The 17908-nt window shown below is 58.3% G+C and carries 19 protein-coding genes; 6 read left to right on the forward strand and 13 right to left on the reverse strand.

The features are described from left to right. Positions 1 to 2: 2 nt before the first annotated feature. From V6L81_RS05935 to V6L81_RS05955, 5 genes are all read right to left on the reverse strand, one after another. Positions 3 to 575: a hypothetical protein gene (locus V6L81_RS05935; RefSeq protein ID WP_095023473.1), complete on the reverse strand. Its 573-nt coding sequence runs from the start codon at positions 573 to 575 to the stop codon at positions 3 to 5. Then, complete coding sequence (locus tag V6L81_RS05940; RefSeq protein ID WP_271350555.1) at positions 572 to 1450, reverse strand: hypothetical protein; 879 nt, start codon at positions 1448 to 1450, stop codon at positions 572 to 574. Before V6L81_RS05940 ends, V6L81_RS05935 begins: the two co-directional genes overlap by 4 nt. 31 nt (positions 1451 to 1481) lie before the next feature. After that, positions 1482 to 1727 carry an acyl carrier protein gene (locus V6L81_RS05945; protein WP_094999482.1) on the reverse strand — a complete coding sequence of 82 codons (246 nt, stop codon included), beginning with the start codon at positions 1725 to 1727 and terminating at the stop codon, positions 1482 to 1484. A 27-nt stretch (positions 1728 to 1754) separates the two neighbouring features. After that, positions 1755 to 2684: a hypothetical protein gene (locus V6L81_RS05950; RefSeq protein WP_095019072.1), complete on the reverse strand. Its 930-nt coding sequence runs from the start codon at positions 2682 to 2684 to the stop codon at positions 1755 to 1757. Between the two features lie 229 nt (positions 2685 to 2913). Next, on the reverse strand, positions 2914 to 4641 hold the full coding sequence (locus tag V6L81_RS05955; RefSeq protein WP_094999480.1) for an AMP-binding protein: 1728 nt from the start codon (positions 4639 to 4641) through the stop codon (positions 2914 to 2916). Between the two features lie 671 nt (positions 4642 to 5312). Here V6L81_RS05955 and V6L81_RS05960 point away from each other — a divergent pair. The 3 genes from V6L81_RS05960 (at position 5313) to V6L81_RS05970 (ending at position 9378) form a co-directional block, all read left to right on the forward strand. Beyond that, the gene (locus tag V6L81_RS05960; protein WP_130871813.1) at positions 5313 to 7427 is read left to right on the forward strand and encodes a mechanosensitive ion channel family protein; all 2115 of its coding nucleotides are present in this window, start codon (positions 5313 to 5315) and stop codon (positions 7425 to 7427) included. A 144-nt stretch (positions 7428 to 7571) separates the two neighbouring features. Then, positions 7572 to 8456: a sugar nucleotide-binding protein gene (locus tag V6L81_RS05965; RefSeq protein WP_094999478.1), complete on the forward strand. Its 885-nt coding sequence runs from the start codon at positions 7572 to 7574 to the stop codon at positions 8454 to 8456. Beyond that, on the forward strand, positions 8449 to 9378 hold the full coding sequence (locus tag V6L81_RS05970) for an NAD-dependent epimerase/dehydratase family protein (protein ID WP_094999477.1): 930 nt from the start codon (positions 8449 to 8451) through the stop codon (positions 9376 to 9378). Before V6L81_RS05965 ends, V6L81_RS05970 begins: the two co-directional genes overlap by 8 nt. Before the next feature lie 59 nt (positions 9379 to 9437). Here V6L81_RS05970 and V6L81_RS05975 read toward each other — a convergent pair whose 3' ends face one another. The 5 genes from V6L81_RS05975 to V6L81_RS05995 form a co-directional block, all read right to left on the reverse strand. Then, positions 9438 to 10136, reverse strand: a complete 699-nt coding sequence (locus tag V6L81_RS05975; RefSeq protein WP_094999476.1) for an OmpW family protein — start codon at positions 10134 to 10136, stop codon at positions 9438 to 9440. A gap of 240 nt (positions 10137 to 10376) precedes the next feature. After that, positions 10377 to 10886, reverse strand: coding sequence for a DUF3299 domain-containing protein (locus V6L81_RS05980; RefSeq protein ID WP_370688634.1), 510 nt, complete (start codon positions 10884 to 10886; stop codon positions 10377 to 10379). A 25-nt stretch (positions 10887 to 10911) separates the two neighbouring features. Continuing rightward, positions 10912 to 12177 (reverse strand): ABC transporter permease, encoded by a 1266-nt coding sequence (locus V6L81_RS05985; protein WP_338660540.1) that lies wholly within the window; start codon positions 12175 to 12177, stop codon positions 10912 to 10914. Position 12178: 1 nt separating this feature from the next. Beyond that, positions 12179 to 12889, reverse strand: a complete 711-nt coding sequence (locus tag V6L81_RS05990) for an ABC transporter ATP-binding protein (RefSeq protein ID WP_338660541.1) — start codon at positions 12887 to 12889, stop codon at positions 12179 to 12181. 51 nt (positions 12890 to 12940) lie between these two features. Further along, positions 12941 to 13504 carry a DUF2796 domain-containing protein gene (locus V6L81_RS05995; RefSeq protein WP_095019067.1) on the reverse strand — a complete coding sequence of 188 codons (564 nt, stop codon included), beginning with the start codon at positions 13502 to 13504 and terminating at the stop codon, positions 12941 to 12943. Positions 13505 to 13637: 133 nt separating this feature from the next. Between V6L81_RS05995 and V6L81_RS06000 the strand changes: the two genes are divergently transcribed. After that, positions 13638 to 13985 carry a hypothetical protein gene (locus V6L81_RS06000; RefSeq protein ID WP_338660542.1) on the forward strand — a complete coding sequence of 116 codons (348 nt, stop codon included), beginning with the start codon at positions 13638 to 13640 and terminating at the stop codon, positions 13983 to 13985. A gap of 112 nt (positions 13986 to 14097) precedes the next feature. On the opposite strand, the gene trxA is transcribed toward V6L81_RS06000, so the two are convergent. The 3 genes from trxA to V6L81_RS06015 are packed head-to-tail and all read right to left on the reverse strand — an operon-like array spanning position 14098 to position 16140. Next, a complete protein-coding gene (gene trxA / locus V6L81_RS06005) occupies positions 14098 to 14973 on the reverse strand; it encodes a thioredoxin (protein ID WP_094999470.1) in 876 nt (291 codons plus the stop codon). Between the two features lie 31 nt (positions 14974 to 15004). Beyond that, on the reverse strand, positions 15005 to 15694 hold the full coding sequence (locus tag V6L81_RS06010) for a 50S ribosomal protein L11 methyltransferase (protein ID WP_338660543.1): 690 nt from the start codon (positions 15692 to 15694) through the stop codon (positions 15005 to 15007). Beyond that, positions 15691 to 16140 carry a hypothetical protein gene (locus V6L81_RS06015; RefSeq protein ID WP_094999468.1) on the reverse strand — a complete coding sequence of 150 codons (450 nt, stop codon included), beginning with the start codon at positions 16138 to 16140 and terminating at the stop codon, positions 15691 to 15693. Before V6L81_RS06015 ends, V6L81_RS06010 begins: the two co-directional genes overlap by 4 nt. Before the next feature lie 139 nt (positions 16141 to 16279). On the opposite strand from V6L81_RS06015, the gene nrdR reads away from it, so the two are divergent. Beyond that, complete coding sequence (nrdR, locus tag V6L81_RS06020) at positions 16280 to 16744, forward strand: transcriptional regulator NrdR (RefSeq protein WP_029611200.1); 465 nt, start codon at positions 16280 to 16282, stop codon at positions 16742 to 16744. Further along, complete coding sequence (gene ribD / locus V6L81_RS06025; RefSeq protein WP_165446500.1) at positions 16741 to 17874, forward strand: bifunctional diaminohydroxyphosphoribosylaminopyrimidine deaminase/5-amino-6-(5-phosphoribosylamino)uracil reductase RibD; 1134 nt, start codon at positions 16741 to 16743, stop codon at positions 17872 to 17874. The genes nrdR and ribD overlap by 4 nt, the downstream gene beginning before the upstream one ends. Positions 17875 to 17908: the final 34 nt, after the last annotated feature.

The following is a 17908-nucleotide window of genomic DNA, read 5'->3' on the forward strand; positions in this document are numbered from 1 at the left end:
GATCACACCTGTACGTGCGTGCATTTCGGTTGAGAGGTGGTGAACGGCTCATGCACAGGAGATGTGTGCACCTGTGCCGCGAAGTAGTCCAGATCGGGTAAGAACCACTCGGTGATGGCTGGCATTTGCGCGGTATTCCAGGCTGCGATGTGCAGGAGGTTATCGCCGCCGTCCCACAGGTCGCGGCGAATCTGTTCGGCGCTGATCCAGACCACCGGCGTCTGTAGCTGGCGCGCCCAGAACAAGGCTTCGTTCCATAAATGGGCGCCCATCGTCACGCGTGGATCGAGCAGGTTTTTTGGCAACGCAAGGTCGATGGAAGGCATGCGTACCTGCGCCAGGAGAAGCGTTTGCTCACCGCAGCTGTCCCAAATGTACTGGGCCAGCGTGGACAGCAGGGTGTAGTACTGCTGGTTGTTGACCAGCACAGGCGCGGGATTGTCGTGTGCGTACACACTTCGGCGTGCATAGTCTTGCGTTTCGAGCAGTGGCAGGTTGCGAGCCGAACAAGGGATCGCCAGGTTGTAATCGGGGTTACGCTGCAACAGCAGGGAACAGGTTTGCGCGCTCTTCACATTTCACCTTCCAATGCATAGTGCAGATCAGGCGCGAGGGTTATCTGGGCAATCGAAAAATAGCCGTTCATTGCCAGCGAAGAAACGATGCAATCGCTACCCGTGTGCGCGGAACCCGCGCCCAGCTCCCCCAATAGCGAAAGCCAGGGGTCGCTGCCGAATGAATGGCCAAATCGTTGATAATGGTCGGCGTGCACAGACGAAGTGTCGAAGCACTTGAACAGCGCGCGGCGCGACATCTCTGGAAAAAACGGTACTGCAATGCCTAGACCTGGCCGGTTTTCGGTGAAACTGCGCAGGTTTCGTCCTAATTGCAGCAGCGCATTAGCCTGGCTTGAAGTGCCGATGACCAGCATGTTTTTGGCCTCTGGAGTCACGTCAATCACTAACGTGCAGATGCCAAAACCGGAATTCCCCCAGCGGTTGTTGCCTAACCAGTAAGTAAAATTGTGGATATCGGTATCGACAATCTGCAGTAACAGCCTGCGACGACCGCTGAACTGAGCCTTCCCCTGGATATATCGCAGGATGAAACCCCAGCCCGTGCATTCATAGGCGTTGGTGACCCAGTCAGGACGGCGCCCATACTGGGTGGCTATCGCCTCCTGGAAATAGCCTGCATGTGGCGAACCGTCTGCCAAAAACTGTGACAGCACAGTAGAGCTCACCACGTAATCGTCGATAGGGCCTGCGTCGCTTGCATAGCGGCAAGCCTCATCGCCTACCCGCTGCCCCAATGCCAACGCTGCATCCTCCAGGCTGACCTGGTGCGATACAAAGGGCGTTTCTGTGCGTCGGTAAGCTAGCGTATGGACCCTGAAAGCCGGAGCGGTGCCAAGCGACTGCGTTGATGCAAAGGGCTGCGAGTTCGACATGTTGAGCTTCTGGTATGAGGGTGGCTGGCGATCAGGCGACTTGTTGCTGCTGCAACTGCGAGTCGATTTGCTCCAGAGTGGTGTACTGCGTGATGTTCAGTTGCTCAGGATCAATCGATCCGTAGAGCTGTTCGCAATAGACGATCAGCTCAACCACATTGAGTGAATCGATACCCAGTTCGCCCAAACCGACATGGGTATCGACGGATTCGATATTGAGAATCTTGGCGGCTTCTTTCTTCAGAAGTTCCAGCGTGTTGAGGGTTTCAGTCGTCATTGGTGCATCTCCTGGGGTTAAAGCGGATTAAAGTGAGTCGGATACGGGCTTGGCTACGCGCATGCTTGCGCGCAATTCGTGATAACAGCGGTAAGAGCTGCCTTCCATTTTGGTAAACGCCAACAGGTCACGCTGGTCGAGAAAACTCGGTACGGCAGAGCGGCTGACCAGATGCAAAAGCAGTTCATTGGAGGCGAATTTCAGTGCCAGCACGCGGTGCACGTCTTCGCTCTCATAGCGGTCGGACAGCGTCTTGGTACGGGCGGCGGCAGCGATGAAGTCGCGTGACGCGCGTTCGTCGGGTGTCAGTTCGAGGCGGCCCTGACTTGCCAGCCAGTCAACATGGGCCATCAGTGCGCGCACCAGGAAAGGCCGTACCGTCGTCAGGTATTTATTGAGTACCGCAGGGCCGCCCACTTTCAGACGATCTTCCTGGGAAACCTGCACCGTGCCCTTGACGTTCCCCAACTGCACAACATCGCCGAGAAAGGGCTCGCCGCAGAGGGTTCGCTTGAGGGTCTTGTATTGCTCGGGCCAGACCAGGAAGGCTGAAGGGAAAAACGAGCCCGGCGTGCGGGCGGCAACGATTGCCATGCCATCAAGGTTGGCGTACATGCCCCATACCTTGTCGATATGCAGCTTGAAACCATCCCCTTCCGGCTGGGCGACAGTGCGCCAGCTAGTGAGGGTAGGGCCGCCGGCATCACTCATCAGAAAACGCAGGGCGCTGCCGGCATCAATGCTGGCGCGCGCCCGTTCGTATTGATCCGGCGTCAGGAACAGCGAAAACAAATGGGCGAAGTTCTGCATGAACGATCGGTAGTGCAACGCCAGACCGTCTTGCCGAATGCGCTCCAGAATATGTTCCAAGTCATGGCTCGGCTGCGACAGGGCCACCGAGGGGCGGTTTAATTGCTCGGCAGGCTCATAGTCTTGCGGTGTCTGCGAAATCAACATATCTGAATCCATCAGTCGCACTGAAGCGCGCGAAATAATATGGATCAAGTGAGCAGGCAGTTCGCCGTATGTCGATAAGCGATGAAGAACCGGTTGTGCACACACATTCAATAATGAATGGCGTGACGAAGCCGTATCCCCACCTTGCGTCAAAGTGTGCATAGTGTGTGATCCAGTATTTGAAAGTTGCAGTGCTTCAGTGTGTCGATGTTATTGGCGTGGTTGTAGATTAACTAACAAGCTGTTCGCGATCGGCCTTGTCTTTGTTGTCCAGTACGGTTTGCAGATAAATAGTTCGGCATTCCAAGCGCTTGAGTTTGTTGCTGGTCGTACGTGGCAAACTTCCGGGTAGCACGAATGTAATGGCGTGGGCACCAAATCCGAACTTCTCACGCAATTGGTTTTGAAGTTGGGTGCGCAGTTCGATAGGGTTATGCTTCGTTTCAAGCTCGATCAGAATCGCCAGGCTCTCGGTTCTCTGTGTCTCGTCGTAGATACCGAAGGCCGCTATTGCATTACCCCCGCTGGCCAATAAAGGGTGTGAGGCAATGACGTCTTCAATTTCATGGGGGAAATAATTACTGCCGCGGATAATGATGAGTTCTTTCTTGCGGCCGAGTACAAACAAGTGCTCATCCACTCGATAACCTATATCCCCGGTCGCAAACCAGTCGCCGCTCTGGTAGTGCTCGGTCTGGCCTTCGGCGGGTAAATAGCCGGACATGACCGAAGAACCACGTATGAAAATTTCGCCCACTTCGCGGTCCTTGGCGTCGGAACTGTCCAAAGCCCTTACCGCCACTTGCATCCCGTCAATCGGCCGGCCCATCGACAGTACGGTTTCTACCCGCCGACTGTTATCGTCGGCGCGGCGTGCCTGCCAATGATCGATTACCGCGCCGGAGTCGATACGGTCAGGAATCACGTAGGAGAGCGCCTGCTTGTCGTAATCAAAGGTCGTGTTATGCATGGTCACTGCCAGCGTCGATTCCGCCATGCCGTAGCAGGGTTGCAGCGCAGAACGTGAAAGGCCGTGGGGCGAGAATGTCTGTGCAAACTCCCTCAGGCAGGCTTCATCGACCCTTTCGGCGCCGACAAAGATATTGCGCAACTTGCTCAGATCCACCTCTTTCATTGACGCTTCGCGGTAACGGCGAATGCAATACTGCAGGGCGAAAGTCGGCGCCGCCGTGGTGGTTGCGCCAAAGCTGGACATGCGCTTGAGCCAGCCAAGCGGGTTGCGAATAAAACTGGCCGGCTGCATCAATAGCAGCGGTGCCTGGTAATACAGGTTCGACAGTAGCGTCACCAGGCCCATGTCGTGATGCAGCGGCAGCCAGGACGCAGAGGCGTCGCCGCGTTCGACACTGTAGCCAACAACACCGCCGATACCGCGCACATTGGCGATGACATTGCGATGGCTCAGGATGGCGGCCTTGGGGCGACCGGTCGAGCCCGAGGTCAGTTGCACATGATGGCCGCTGTCAGCCTGGCAGCGTTCCACGCGCACTGGAAACCCTGCGCTGGCAGCGAGGCTCACCTCTGCGCTCGTGACCACGCGTACAGGCAGGTTGGAAAGCAAGCGCTGGAGTGCCGGTGTATTGCTTTCGGATGCGATCAGCAGGCGCGGTGCAAACAACTGACAGGCCACATATATCTGATTGCGCGGTGAGTCTGCCATCAATCTTCCAGGCAGCGCGACGGTGCAAGGCAAGGCGCCAATCAACACGCATCCAGTCAGCAGTAACAAGTGATCGATCGATGCCGGCAGGGCAAGAATAACTAGGTCATTACGAACAACCCCCAGTTCGGTCAGGGCTGAAGAGACCGCCAATGCTTGTTGTGCCAACGCTGCATAGGAAATGCTTTTTTCTTCCCCGTTCTCTTCTATAACAGTAATTTGCCGCAGTGCACTTTGCTGTGGATTATCCAAGGCAGACAAAATAGCATCGATCATTGTTTCCAATTTCCGATCTCCGGGAAGTCAATCAAACAAGTCTGTCAAATATTACAAATTCAATACAACGCTCTAGTGAGCATACAAACCTGTAGTGCCCGGTCTGGCGGACTTTATGGGATGGAACAGTGTTTGTAAATCGGTCGGGTGAAAGTTTCATAATCTTTCATGTTCGTTTGTAGTCGGCGCTATTGCCCGGTTCTAAAGCAAGTTTATAGTTGTTTAAGTGTCTAAACACTTGTTACTCGGCGTTGGATGTTTTGTATTTAAGTCGTGCGCGCAGTCGTTTACTTTTGTAGTACGTGTCGACTCTTTAATTGTGGGAGTGTCTCGAATAAGTCGTTGGTGGTGCGGGGTAAGCGTGCTCTTCAAGATCACGTATTTCGGCGCTTCCGGCGTATTCTTATAACGGGCGTACTCGTCGTCCAATGAGTACTTTCTCTCCCGGTTTGGTGTTTGCTGCAGTTACGATGCCTGATCTTCGGGTTACACATTTTGTCTAGTGGTGTATTGAATGGCGGCAGTTTCAGGCAAGCCTCAACCGATTATTTCCCGCGCCTGACGTGTCATTGACTACGCTGTACCTGATCGAAATTACAGACGCGCCCTGTCTCGAACCTAATCCCTTCGATACGGTTGGCCTATCAAGGATGTGCAGGAGGCCCCCGGGTTTGTACAAATTCAAAACAGTGTTTCTGCTTCTTGTCCTGTTGTGCTCGGGCAATGGCATGCTTTTGGCCGCCCCTACGCTGGCCTCTGTGATCAAGGCCGAGGAATCCGATGGCAAGCCTCCCGTGCTGGTGGATGGCGGGCTGCTGGGTGCCTTGGGTGCGGGGATGGACGAGGTTCAAGGTCAGCTCGGCCTGAGTATGCAGTTGCTGGACGCCTGGCGTTTACGCACCGAGCGGGCGGCAGGTGAAGTAGGGCAACTGGTCGAGCAGGCATCCACACATCCTTCCTGGAGTGGTGTAGGCGACTTTTTCTTGCTGACGGTTATCTGGTCCGGCGTTTTTTTCGGGTTGATGCTCGCAGGAAGATTGCTGGCGCGTTATTTGTGTACCACGCGTTCGATGGTTGACCGGCCACGCATCCAGACGCTGGTGGGTTATGTGGTGCCCTACATGTTGCCTGCGCTGGTCTCGTTGATGCTGGCCCTGTACGCCAGCCGCATGCTGCAAGACACCTTGGGTCGCTCGTTCGGCCTGACCCTGACCTATGCCGGCAGCGCCGGGGTGTTCTGTGTGGCGCTGGTGCTGTCACTGAGTACCTTGTTTGAAACGGGCCACAAGCGCCGCGCGGTGCAGATTATTCGTCAGTACTCGAAACGGGCGCTGTTCTTGATCGGCTTTTTTTCGGCACTGAGCGACGCAATGAGCAGCCCGCAAATTGCGCGGCAAATCGGCGGCAATATCGCCAGTTGTCTGTCGGTATTCGCCGGCCTGCTGGCGTGCGCCATTCTGGGCTGGCTGGTGGTACGGCTGCGGCGGCCCGTGGCTCACCTGATCCGCAATCGGGCCCTGGCACAACGGCTCGGGCAGCCAGCCTTGCAAGAGTCGTTGCGCATTTTTTCGGTACTCTGGTACTGGCCCGTGCTGCTGATGTTGCTGGTGAGCGCGCGCAATTTACTGGGCGTGGGTGAGGGCAGTGAACGTGCCTTGCGCAGTGCATTGCTGACATCGGGCCTGCTGATCGGCACGGTATTTCTGAGCACGATTCTGCATCATTCATTTCGGGCGCGAACCCAGCATACAGGGGCCTATAAAGAGCGTTTTATCGGTGTGGTTTACGCATTGCTGCGCATTGCCCTGGCCGTGACCTTTATTGAGTTGCTGGCGAAGATCTGGGGTTTCTCGCTGTTGGCCTTCGCTTCCGACAGCAATACCGGCAAGGTCATCAGTGATTCCCTGGGCCATATCCTGTTGATCCTTCTGGTGACCTGGTTGACCTGGGTGGTGCTCGACACGGCCATTCAACAAGCGCTGGAACCGGCCACCAACCGGCGCGGGAGCCATGAGCCCAGTACGCGAATCAAGACCATCCTGCCGCTGGCGCGCAATGCTATCAAAGTGATTCTGGTGGTGATCTGTACCATCACCACCATGGCCAATCTGGGGGTGAACGTCGCGCCCTTCCTGGCTGGCGCCGGGGTGATAGGCCTGGCCATCGGCTTTGGCTCCCAGCAGTTGGTGCAGGACGTGATTACCGGGCTGTTTATCATTATTGAAGACACCATCTCGGTGGGTGACTGGGTGGTGATCGACTCCGCCCATGCCGGCACCGTCGAGGGGTTGACCATACGAACCCTGCGCCTTCGCGATTCGAGAGGTTTTGTCCATTCGGTGCCTTTCGGTCAGATCAAGGCCGTCATCAACCATTCCCGGCAGTTTGCCTATGCCTTTTTTTCCGTGCAGTTCACCTATGACACCGATATGGACAAAGCGACGGCCCTGATTCGGGAAGCGGGGAGCCAGATCAGCAGCGATCCTTTGCTCAGCCTGAGCCTGCAGGGTTCGCTGACGATCTTTGGCGTCGACAGCATGAACCTCGATGGCGTGACCATAACCGCGCAGTTCCGAACCATGTCCGGGGCGCAGAACACCGTGAGCCGGGCATTCAATGACCGGCTTAAAAAGCTTGTGGATAAGTCGCCGGATGTTCACTTCGCACAGCATTATCCACAGGGGTTTCTGCTGCCCGTGCGGGAGCCGGAACAAACGCTGCCAGCGGACTCCTTGGCGCAACGGTCTACGGTATTACTGACTGATATTCCGCCCAGATCCCAATGAAGGCCTTTTAGCATGAGGCAGTTTGTCAGTGACGGGTGGGCAAGAAACCCGCAAAATGCGGCTATCTTGATTAGGGTCAGCAGCTTTCACGGCTGGTTTTCTGGTATACATCACCGTTCTAAATAGACTGAGCCTGCATACTTTATGCGAATGCGCCTTATGTTATTGGGCGGCGGAAATGCCCTCGGGCAGGCGCTGATTCGTCTGGGTGCCGAGGAAGACATCAATTTCCTAGCCCCGCGCCCGCCACAAGACGGTTGGGACGCCGCGAGCCTCACGCAACTGCTCGATGACACCCGCCCGGATGCTGTCATCAACCTTGCGTACTACTTCGACTGGTTTCAGGCGCAGACAGTAAGCGAGTCGCGTCTTGCCGCGCAGGAGCGCGCTGTCGAGCGTCTGGCCGAGCTGTGCCAGCACCACAGCATCACCTTGTTGCAACCTTCCAGCTATCGGGTTTTCGATGGCTCGCGTGCGACGGCCTACAGCGAAAAAGACGAACCCGTCCCGCTCGGGTTACGCGGTCAGGCACTGTGGCGTATCGAACAAAGTGTGCGGGCCATTTGCCCGCAACATGTGCTGCTGCGTTTTGGCTGGTTGCTCGATGACAGCCCGGATGGCACCCTCGGGCGGTTTCTGGCCCAGGCCGAAAAACCGGGTGAGTTGTTGATGGCCGATGATCGACGGGGCAACCCGACGCCGGTGGATGATGCTGCGCGGGTGATTATCTCGGTACTGAAGCAGCTCGATTGCGCGGCGCCGCTGTGGGGCACTTACCACTACGCCGGGCACGAAGCGACAACGCCGCTGGCGCTGGGGCAGGCAATCCTGGCCGAGGCCCGTAACCTGCACGAACTGGCAATCGAAGCGCCGACACCCCAGGCGCACGCCGCGCGGCCCGACGCGGCAGAAGAACCCCAGCACGCGGTGCTGGCGTGCAAAAAAATTCTACACACCTTCGGGATCAAGCCTCGCGCCTGGCGTGCGGCGCTCCCCACTTTACTGGACAGGTTTTATCGTCATGGTTGATGCTCCCGTTTTAATCACCGGTGGTGCCGGTTTTATTGGCTCCAACCTGGTAGACGCCTTGTTGGCCAAGGGCTACTCCGTAAGAATTCTCGATGACATGTCCACAGGCAAACGCAGCAACTTGCCAATGGCCAACTCGCGGGTCGAGCTGATTGAAGGTGACGTGGCCGATGCCGCACTGGTTGCCAAAGTCATGGCCGGTTGCAGCGCAGTGGTTCACCTGGCGGCGGTTGCTTCGGTACAGGCCTCGGTAGACGACCCGGTGCGTACTCACCAAAGCAACTTCATCGGCACCCTGAATGTGTGCGAAGCCATGCGCGAAACAGGGATCAAGCGCGTTGTTTTCGCCTCCAGTGCTGCGGTCTACGGCAATAACGGCGAAGGCGAGTCGATTGTCGAAGACACGCCTAAAGCGCCATTGACACCTTATGCCGCCGACAAGTTGTCCAGCGAGTACTACCTGGATTTCTATCGTCGCCAGCACGGTCTGGAGCCGGTGATCTTTCGCTTCTTCAATATCTTTGGCCCGCGCCAGGACCCCTCCTCGCCTTATTCGGGCGTGATCAGCATTTTCAGTGAGCGTGCTGAAAAGGGCCTGCCGATCACTATCTTTGGCGATGGCGAACAAACGCGCGACTTCGTGTATGTGGGTGATCTGGTCAAGATTCTGGTGCAAGCCGTCGAAACCGAGAACGCTGAAGCGGGTGCCGTGAACGTAGGCTTGAACAAGGCCACTACACTCAATCAAATGCTGGCAGCGTTGAGCGAAGTGGTCGGCGAGTTGCCACCGATCAGCCACGGTCCGGCCCGCTCGGGTGATATCCGCCATTCCCGTGCTGACAATAGCCGTTTGTTGCAACGCTTCACCCTCGGTGAAACCACACCAATGAGTGTCGGGCTGGCACGCCTGCTGGGCCGCTAAGAATCTCCCGCCCACAAAAAAGGCGCCTTTCGAAGGCGCCTTTTTTATGATTGCCGGACTTAGAATTTGTAGCCCAGGCCAACCATGTATACCCATGGGTCCACGTCTACGTTGACCTTGGCACGAGTGCCTGGTGCAACGGCGTTGTTTTCCACAGTGGCGCGGGTGTCGATATCGATATAACGCGCCTGGGCGTTGATCATGATGTTGTCGGTCAGCATGTAGTCAGCACCCAGCTGCCAGGCCATGCCCCAGGAGTTTTTTGCCTTGAAGTTGTCGAACCCTTCGGCGCTGGCACGGCTGCCGACGTGTTCGTCGTAGATCCAGGTGTAGTTGATGCCGGCACCGACGTAAGGCTGGAATGCCGATTTGGTATCCAGTGGGTAGTACACAACGCTCAGGGTTGGCGGCAAGTGTTTGAGGCTACCCAGTTTGCCGTTGGCGGCTGCCAGGCCAGTACCCTTGAGTTTCACGTCATGCTCAAACGGTGTGGCTGCCAGCAATTCGATACCCACATGGTCGGTGATCATGTAAGCGAAGTTCAGACCCAGTTGCGTGTCGCTGCTCATGGTCGCCTTGCCACCCAGATCAGCACCTGCCAACGGGCCTTGATCAACCTTGACGCTGGAGCTGTCGGCTTTCGGGTTTACCGTGATAGCACCGGCACGCACGATGATGTCGCCTTCCGTGTGCGCGTGGGCAAGAGGGGCGACGACGGCGAGCGCAAGGGCGGCTGCGCTGAGCAAAGACTTGTGCATGGGAGCTCCATTTGGATATTTAAAATTTATATAACCAATGGTAATGAGCGCCCAGGCCTGTTCAGTTGACCCAGCTCAATGAAAGCGTGAAGTTGTGAAAAATTCGTTAATTGCCCAGAGCCCCTCACCCCAACCTTCTCCCGGAGGGAGAGGGAGCTGATGGGTGGCGTTGCGCAAACCTGCTTTTGCTTTCAGTCCCTTCTCCCACTGGGAGAGGGCTAGGTTGAGGGGCCTTTGGGGTTACTCCGGCAATTCATACACCACGATCCGCTGCGCATCCATCTGATACCCCGCATCCGCCAGTTCGCTAGTGCTGGCCTTGACCTGCAGCGCGCCCACGATCCAGTACGGCTGGTACAACTCGTCGAGTTTGACCCCTTCCTTGCTGGTCACGTGCACGATCTGGTTCGACGGCGGTGGCGGTACATGGATGCAGGCACCGAAGTACGGCACCAGCAAAAAGTCCGTGGTGCGCCCGTCTTCGCTGACTTCAAGGGGCACGATATACCCCGGCAGGCGAATCAACTGGCCATCCAGCGCCGGGACCACCGGCGCATTGGGCAAGTCCTGCCTGGCTGCCGGGGCGGCTTCCATATTGCCCATCTGCGAGAGGTCATGCAGGGGCGTCATGTCCGGTGCTTCAGGCGGCGCATCCGCCGGGATCATTTCCGACCAGGTCAGCTCTTTCGGTTCGGCCGCCCACAGCGGCGTCGCAACCAGCAGTAACAGTGCCAGCAGCACGCGAGACATTGCAGACCTTTTCATAAATGTAAGCTCATAAACGAATGGACAGACCATCTGCCAGCGATTGTCGGTAGGCGCGCCAGGCAGGCACGCAGCCCATCAACAGGGCCGCTGCCAGAATACCGCCGAGCAGCGTCCATTCATATTCACTTGGCCACGCCAGTGGCAAATACAACCCGTAGTTCGATTGCACATAGCCTTGGGCCACGGCAATGCACACATACAACAGACCGACACCGGCGATCACTCCGGCGAGTGCCAGAGCCAGTGCTTCGAACACCAGTAACGTGGCGATATGCCAAGGGCGGGCGCCCACGGAGCGCAAGATCGCCATCTCGCGGCGCCGCTCATTGAGGCTGGTCAAGATTGCGGTGAGCATGCCGATCAGTCCGGTCAGTACCACAAACAGCGACACCACAAACAACGCTTTTTCAGCAGTGCTCATCAAGCTCCAGAGTTCCTGCAGGGCTACCCCCGGTAAAATGGCCATCATCGGCTCACCGCGAAAATCGTTGATCTCCCGTTGCAGGGCAAAAGTCGAAATTTTGCTGTTCAGGCCCAGCATGAACGCAGTGATGGCCTGGGGGGTTAGGTCCATATTGCGGGCCTGGTCAGCGCTGATACGCCCGGCACCGTGGGCGGGCACGCCGTTATGCCAGTCGATATGGATTGCTTCCATACCGCCCAGGCTGATATGCAGCGTGCGGTCCACCGGGGTACCGGTGCGCGCGAGAATGCCAACCACGGTGAACGGTTTGTCGTCGTGCTTGACCAGGCTGATCGCCGCCACGCCATGAGCCAGCACCAGTTTGTCGCCCAGTTTGTAATGCAGGGCATCGGCGACTTCGGCACCCAGTACCACTTCGAACGGATCGCTGGCAAAAGGACGGCCGCTGGCCAGTTTCAGGTTTTGCTTGTGGCCGTACTGGTAGTGCTCGAAGTACGCCTCGCTGGTGCCCATCACCCGATAGCCGCGGTGCGAGTCGCCCAGGGACATGGGGATGGCCCATTTCACTTTCGGGTTGTTGGCGAAATGTTCAAAGCTGTCCCAACGAATATTGTTGGTGGCATTGCCGATGCGGAACACCGAATACAGCAGCAGATTGACCGAGCCCGAGCGGGCACCCACGATCAGGTCGGTGCCGCTGATGGTACTGGCGAAGCTGGCGCGGGCTTCGGTGCGGACCCGCTCCACGGCCAGCAGCAGGCACACCGACAGGGCAATGGCGAAGGCGGTCAGCATTGCGGTAAAGCGGCGGTTGGCCAGGCTGGCCAACGCTAGACGAAACAGATACATCTCAGACCTCTACCGACAGGGCGGCGCGATTGAGTTCAGACAACGACAGGTTACGGTCGAACAGAGGGGCCAGGCTTTGATCGTGGCTGACAAACAACAGGCTGGCACCCGCTTCACGGCATTCGGCAAACAGCAGCTGGATAAAGGCTTCGCGAGCGTCCGCGTCCAGCGCTGATGTGGGCTCGTCGGCAATCACCAGTTCGGGCTGACCGATCAGTGCGCGGGCGGCGGCAACACGCTGCTGCTGGCCGATGGATAACGAGTCTGCACGTCGCTCCAGCAGGGCCGGGTCTTTAAGGCCCAGATGGGCCAGCAGGGTTTGCGCGGCGTTATCCACACTGCCGTGGCGTTGCACGGCGCGGCTGGCACGCAGTTTGGAAAAGTGGCAAGGCAGCTCGACGTTCTCGCGAACCGACAAAAATGGCAGCAAATTGAATTGCTGGAAGATATAGCCCGTGTGGTCAACCCGGAAACGGTCACGGGCCCCGGAACCCAGCTCTCCCAGCTCCTGGCCGAGCAAGCGGATGCTGCCGCTGTTGGCTTTTTGCACGCCGCCAAGCAACCCCAGCAAAGTGGTTTTGCCACTGCCACTGGGGCCTTTGAGGAACAGGGTTTCACCTGCTTGCAGGCGAAACGCCGGAATATCCAGTAGCACGGGGTGCCCCGGCCAGCCGAAACTCAGGTCGCTCAGTTCGATAAGTGCTTGGGTCATTGGGGGAGGAGATCGCCTGGGAGTTGGTGGAAGTCTTTCTGTGGGAGCTGTTTAAAACTTCAGCACAGGTGCCTTGGCTGTCACTTCCACGGCTTGCTGACCGCTCGGGCCGATCAGTTGTACCTTGAATTTATGGGTGCCGGGGAATGTCTTGAAAAACTGCGCCAGATCCAGCGCTTTCAAAGCGTCCGGCGTGCTGCAGGTAAACGCATAGTGGGCTTCGATATCGCTGTGATGGTGCTCGCCCTTGGCGCTGCCTTCTTCCGGCGCCGGTTCGAACAGCGGGCTTTTCAGTTCCTGCGCTTCAGCTGTGCAACCGGCGGCCTTGGGGATGCTGAACAGCACCAGTGGGTCTTCCAGTTGTTTGCGTACCGAGCTGACTTTGGCCTTGTCAGCATCAGTGGTAGCAACGTGTTCAAAGCCCACCAGGTTCATCGACGGGCCATCCAGGTCCAGTTCCAGGGTCTGGCCGTCGAGCGCGACATTCAAGCTGCCTACGCCATGTTCATGGGGCGCCAGGCTGCTGTGTTCATGGTCGTGATCATGATCGTCGGCGGCGTGAGCCATCGCCAGCGGCAACAAGGCAAACGGCAAAGCAAGAAGCAAACGGCGCATGGGAGCACTCCAGCAGAAATGTGAAAATATTGTTATGTGATCTTATAACAACTGTTGCGAGAGTTTGCCCGTGTGCTTGGCGTTACGCAAGGCGCGTGGGAGCATGGCTGCAAGAAAATTGAGGAGCACGACGATGGTGCGCATTCGCGGAACGATAGGCGACTGGCCGGTGGATTTGACGGTGGAGCTGGATGAGAGCGACTGGATAAAGCTGGGCGCGCAACTGCACGTCAGTGAAGCACCGATCAGCCAGCCGCCCGCAAAACCTGCGAATCAGGATGATGCCGTGTGGGAAGCCACCAAGGATTTGCTGCGCAAGGCCGGACAGATCACCGGGCCTGAACTGCTGGGGCAGCTTGAAGCGCTGACCGGCAGCACGGGCGCAGGCAAACGCTTGTTGGTGCGCCTGCGTCATTGTGCCGAGGTGAAAGTGGTTAGCGGTGCTGATTCGCCGATTTACAGCTGGGTTGACGTGGCGTAACAAAAACTCCCGTAGCAGCTGCCGAGGGACGAGGCTGCGTTCGGCAGCTACAGGAACGCTCCCACAATAGGGCTTGACCTGCAACAGAGTATCTACAGATATGTATCGGGGTTTAGTACAGCGCTGCAAACAGCTTGCGGCGGTAGGTGGTGACCAGCGGGTGATCATTGCCCAGCAGGTCGAACACCTGCAGCAGGGTCTTGTGGGTGATGCCTTCGTTGTAGCTGCGGTTGCGGGTAAACAGTTTCAGTAGCCCGTCCAATGCGCCTTCATATTGCTGGCGTGCCAGTTGCTGGATTGCCAGTTGATACGCCGCTTCGTCGTCCTGCGGGTTTTGTGCCACGCGGGTTTTCAGATCGGCCACATCCGGCAAGTCCGCCGCCTGGCGCAAGAACGTCAGTTGCGCCTTGGCCCCGGCCAGTTCGGCCTTGTGCTCGTCGCTCTTGACCGCATCCAGCACCGCTTGTGCTTCAGTCAGCTCGCCACGTTCAGCCAGGCAGCGGCCATACAGGATCAGCGCTTTGGCGTTGCTGTTGTCTTCAGTCAGGATGCTTTTGAGCAAGGCTTCAGCATCGGCAAAACGGCTTTCGGCAAACAGCGCCTGGGCTTGAACCAGCGGGTCTTCAACCGCAGCTTCGGGCATCACCACATGGGGCGCGAGCATGGCACGGATCGCTGATTCCGGCTGGGCTTCCTGGAAACCGTCGACCACCTTGCCGTCCTTGAACAGCACCACGGTGGGCAAGGTCTGAATGCCAATGCGGCCAACAATATCCTGCTCGACATCACAGTTGACCTTTGCCAGCAGCAGTTCGCCCTGATAGTCCTCGGCAATTTGCTCCAGGATCGGCAGCATCACCTTGCAGGGAGCGCACCACTCGGCCCAGAAATCCACCAGTACGGGTTGGTCGAATGAGGCCTGGACCACCAGCCTGTCGAAGTCAGTGGAGGTCACGTCGAAGCTGTAAGAAGGCGTAGGCTGATTCATTTCGTGTCTCGAAGCAGGTAAATAAGAGCAACTATAAAGGCTGGGCGCAGTGGCTGAAAGGCGCAGGCTCGCGTTGTGCGTGATACAGGCTGACGTTGCGAAATTCGTGGGGCTCGGCCAGGTCGGGCAGGGTCAGGGCCTTGAGCATGGCCAGTTGCCGATAAAGCGGGTGCTTGAAGTCGCGTACGCGGGAATCGGCTACCAGGGTCTGCTGGCCGCGGCTAGGGAACTGATCCAGCAGCGGCAGGTTTTCGCGGTCGTAGAGCACATCAGCCACCAGGATCAGATCGAACCGGTCCGCCTCGGCAAAAAAGTCGCTGGAGTAGCCCAGCGCGACATCGTTGAGCTGGGCATTGGCCCTGCAGGCCGCCAGTGCCAGCGGGTCAAGGTCACAGGCCACCACTTCCAGCGCCCCGGCCCTGGCTGCTGCAATCGCTGCAACGCCCGAACCGGCACCAAAATCCAGAACGCGCTTGCCCTTGACCCACTGCGGTTGCTCGGCCAGAAAGCGTGCGAGCGCCAGCCCGCTGGCCCAGCAAAAGGCCCAGTAGGGAGGTTCGTAGAGAATGCGCCGGGTTTCGTCGGGGGTGAAGGCGCGATCCATATTGTGGGCATCGATCAACCAGAGTTTGAGCGCGGTGCCGGGCAAGTCGGTCGCCACCAGCCGCGCATCACCCAGCAACTCGCTCAACGACTGCTGCAGGCCAAACGGTATATTCATGGTGCTTTGACGAAGGCCAGGGTACCCAGCGCCTGCGTGGTGGGCTGGTTGATGATCCGCGAAGGCAGATGCAGGATCAATTGCCCGGACTGGCTGGCGCGGCCGCGCAGCTCGACCCGCATGCCGGTCGGGAAGGCTTGCGGGTTGAAGCGCAGCTTGAAGGGCAGCGCCTGGCTGTTGCCGAGGATCTTGCTGCTGGCCATCAAGCCTTGGGGGCGGCCACGATCGTCAACGATCAGCATGGCCAGCTCGACCTCGGCGCCTGCCGGCACACCGGTCAGCACTCCGCTCAACTCGCGCTGATATGACGGCAGCGGGCCAAGGTCAGCCGGGGCATCGGTTTTTGGCTGCGTCAGCACTTGGGGCTGTGCCGATTTTGGCGGCTCACTGCTACAAGCGACCAGCAAACTGGCAAGGCACAGCAAAACAAGCGTTCGTAGCGGCATACACGGCTCCAGCGGCAGGTCAGTCGGTGTATCAGATTGTGTAAAAGATAGTAGCCCGTCTGTATACCGTAAAGCCTATGGCTTGTCTTGCCAGTGGGATGCGCTAACATGGCGCTCCCCATTTTTGTTGGCTGCCACCATGCACTGTCCCTTCTGCGGTGCCAACGACACTAAAGTCATCGACTCGCGTCTGGTTGCCGAGGGCGACCAGGTGCGCCGCCGGCGTGAATGCCTGGCCTGTGGTGAACGTTTCACCACCTTTGAAACAGCTGAGTTGGTATTACCCCGCCTTATCAAGCAGGACGGCAGCCGCCAGCCGTTCGATGAAGAAAAGCTGCGCGCCGGCATGCAGCGTGCGCTGGAAAAGCGCCCGGTGAGTGTCGAGCGTCTTGAAGCCGCGCTGGCCCGGATCAAGCACAAGCTGCGCGCCACTGGCGAACGCGAAGTCAAATCGCTGGTTGTTGGTGAACTGGTCATGGGCGAGCTGCAAAAGCTCGACGAAGTGGCCTATATCCGCTTTGCCTCGGTCTATCGACGTTTCCAGGACTTGAACGAGTTCCGCGAAGAGATCGACCGTCTTGCCCGTGAGCCTTCCAAAGAATGATCCAGTCCACAGAACAATCGATTTTAGACACCCATTACATGGCGCGGGCCATCGAGCTGGCGCGCAACGGGCTGTACACCACTCACCCCAACCCCCGTGTCGGTTGCGTCATCGTACGTGACGGGCAGATCGTCGGCGAAGGCTGGCATGTGCGCACCGGCGAGCCCCATGCCGAAGTCCACGCCTTGCGCGCGGCCGGTGAGCTGGCGCGGGGCGCCACGGCCTATGTCACCCTTGAGCCGTGCAGCCATCATGGGCACACCCCACCGTGCGCCGAAGGGCTGATTAGCGCAGGTGTGGCGCGTGTGGTTGCAGCCATGCAGGACCCCAACCCGGAAGTTGCCGGGCGTGGCCTCAAGCGTTTGGCCGATGCCGGTATTGAAGTGCGCAGTGGTGTGCTGGAAGCCGATGCCCGGGCGTTGAACCCTGGTTTTCTCAAGCGCATGGAGCACGGTCTGCCGTTCGTACGGGTCAAAATGGCCATGAGCCTTGATGGCCGCACCGCGATGGCCAACGGCGAAAGCCAGTGGATCACCGGGCCAGAAGCGCGCTCGGCGGTGCAGCGCTTGCGGGCCCAGGCCAGTGTGGTGCTGACGGGTGCGGATACCGTGCTGGCCGATGGCGCCCGCCTGACCGTGCGCGGCCCTGAACTGGGCCTGAGCCCAGAGCTGACCGCGCTGGCGCTCAGTCGTCCGCCGTTGCGGGTGTTGATCGACGGGCGTTTGCGGGTGCCGCTGGATGCACCGTTCTTCAAGGCCGGGCCAGCGCTGGTTGCCACCTGCGTGCCGCCTGCCGAGCAATACCGTACCGGGCCCGAGTGCCTGGTGATCCACGGCGCCAATGGCCAGGTCGACCTGCGCAAGTTGTTGCAGGCGCTGGCCGCCCGCGGCGTCAACGAAGTGCTGGTGGAGGCCGGGCCGCGTCTGGCGGGGGCTTTTGCCGAGCAGGGGTTGGTGGATGAATACCAGATATTTGTCGCGGCCAAGTTTTTGGGCTCTACGGCGCGGCCATTACTGGAGCTGCCGCTGACCCATATGAGCGAAGCGCCATTGCTCAAAATTACCGACATGCGCGCGGTAGGCGATGACTGGCGAGTCACTGCCATACCTGTGCCGTCAGCGAGCGTATAATTCTCAGCCTTCGTGTTACGCAGGCTTTGTTCTC

Source organism: Pseudomonas bubulae (genome assembly GCF_037023725.1).
GTDB lineage: Bacteria > Pseudomonadota > Gammaproteobacteria > Pseudomonadales > Pseudomonadaceae > Aquipseudomonas > Aquipseudomonas bubulae.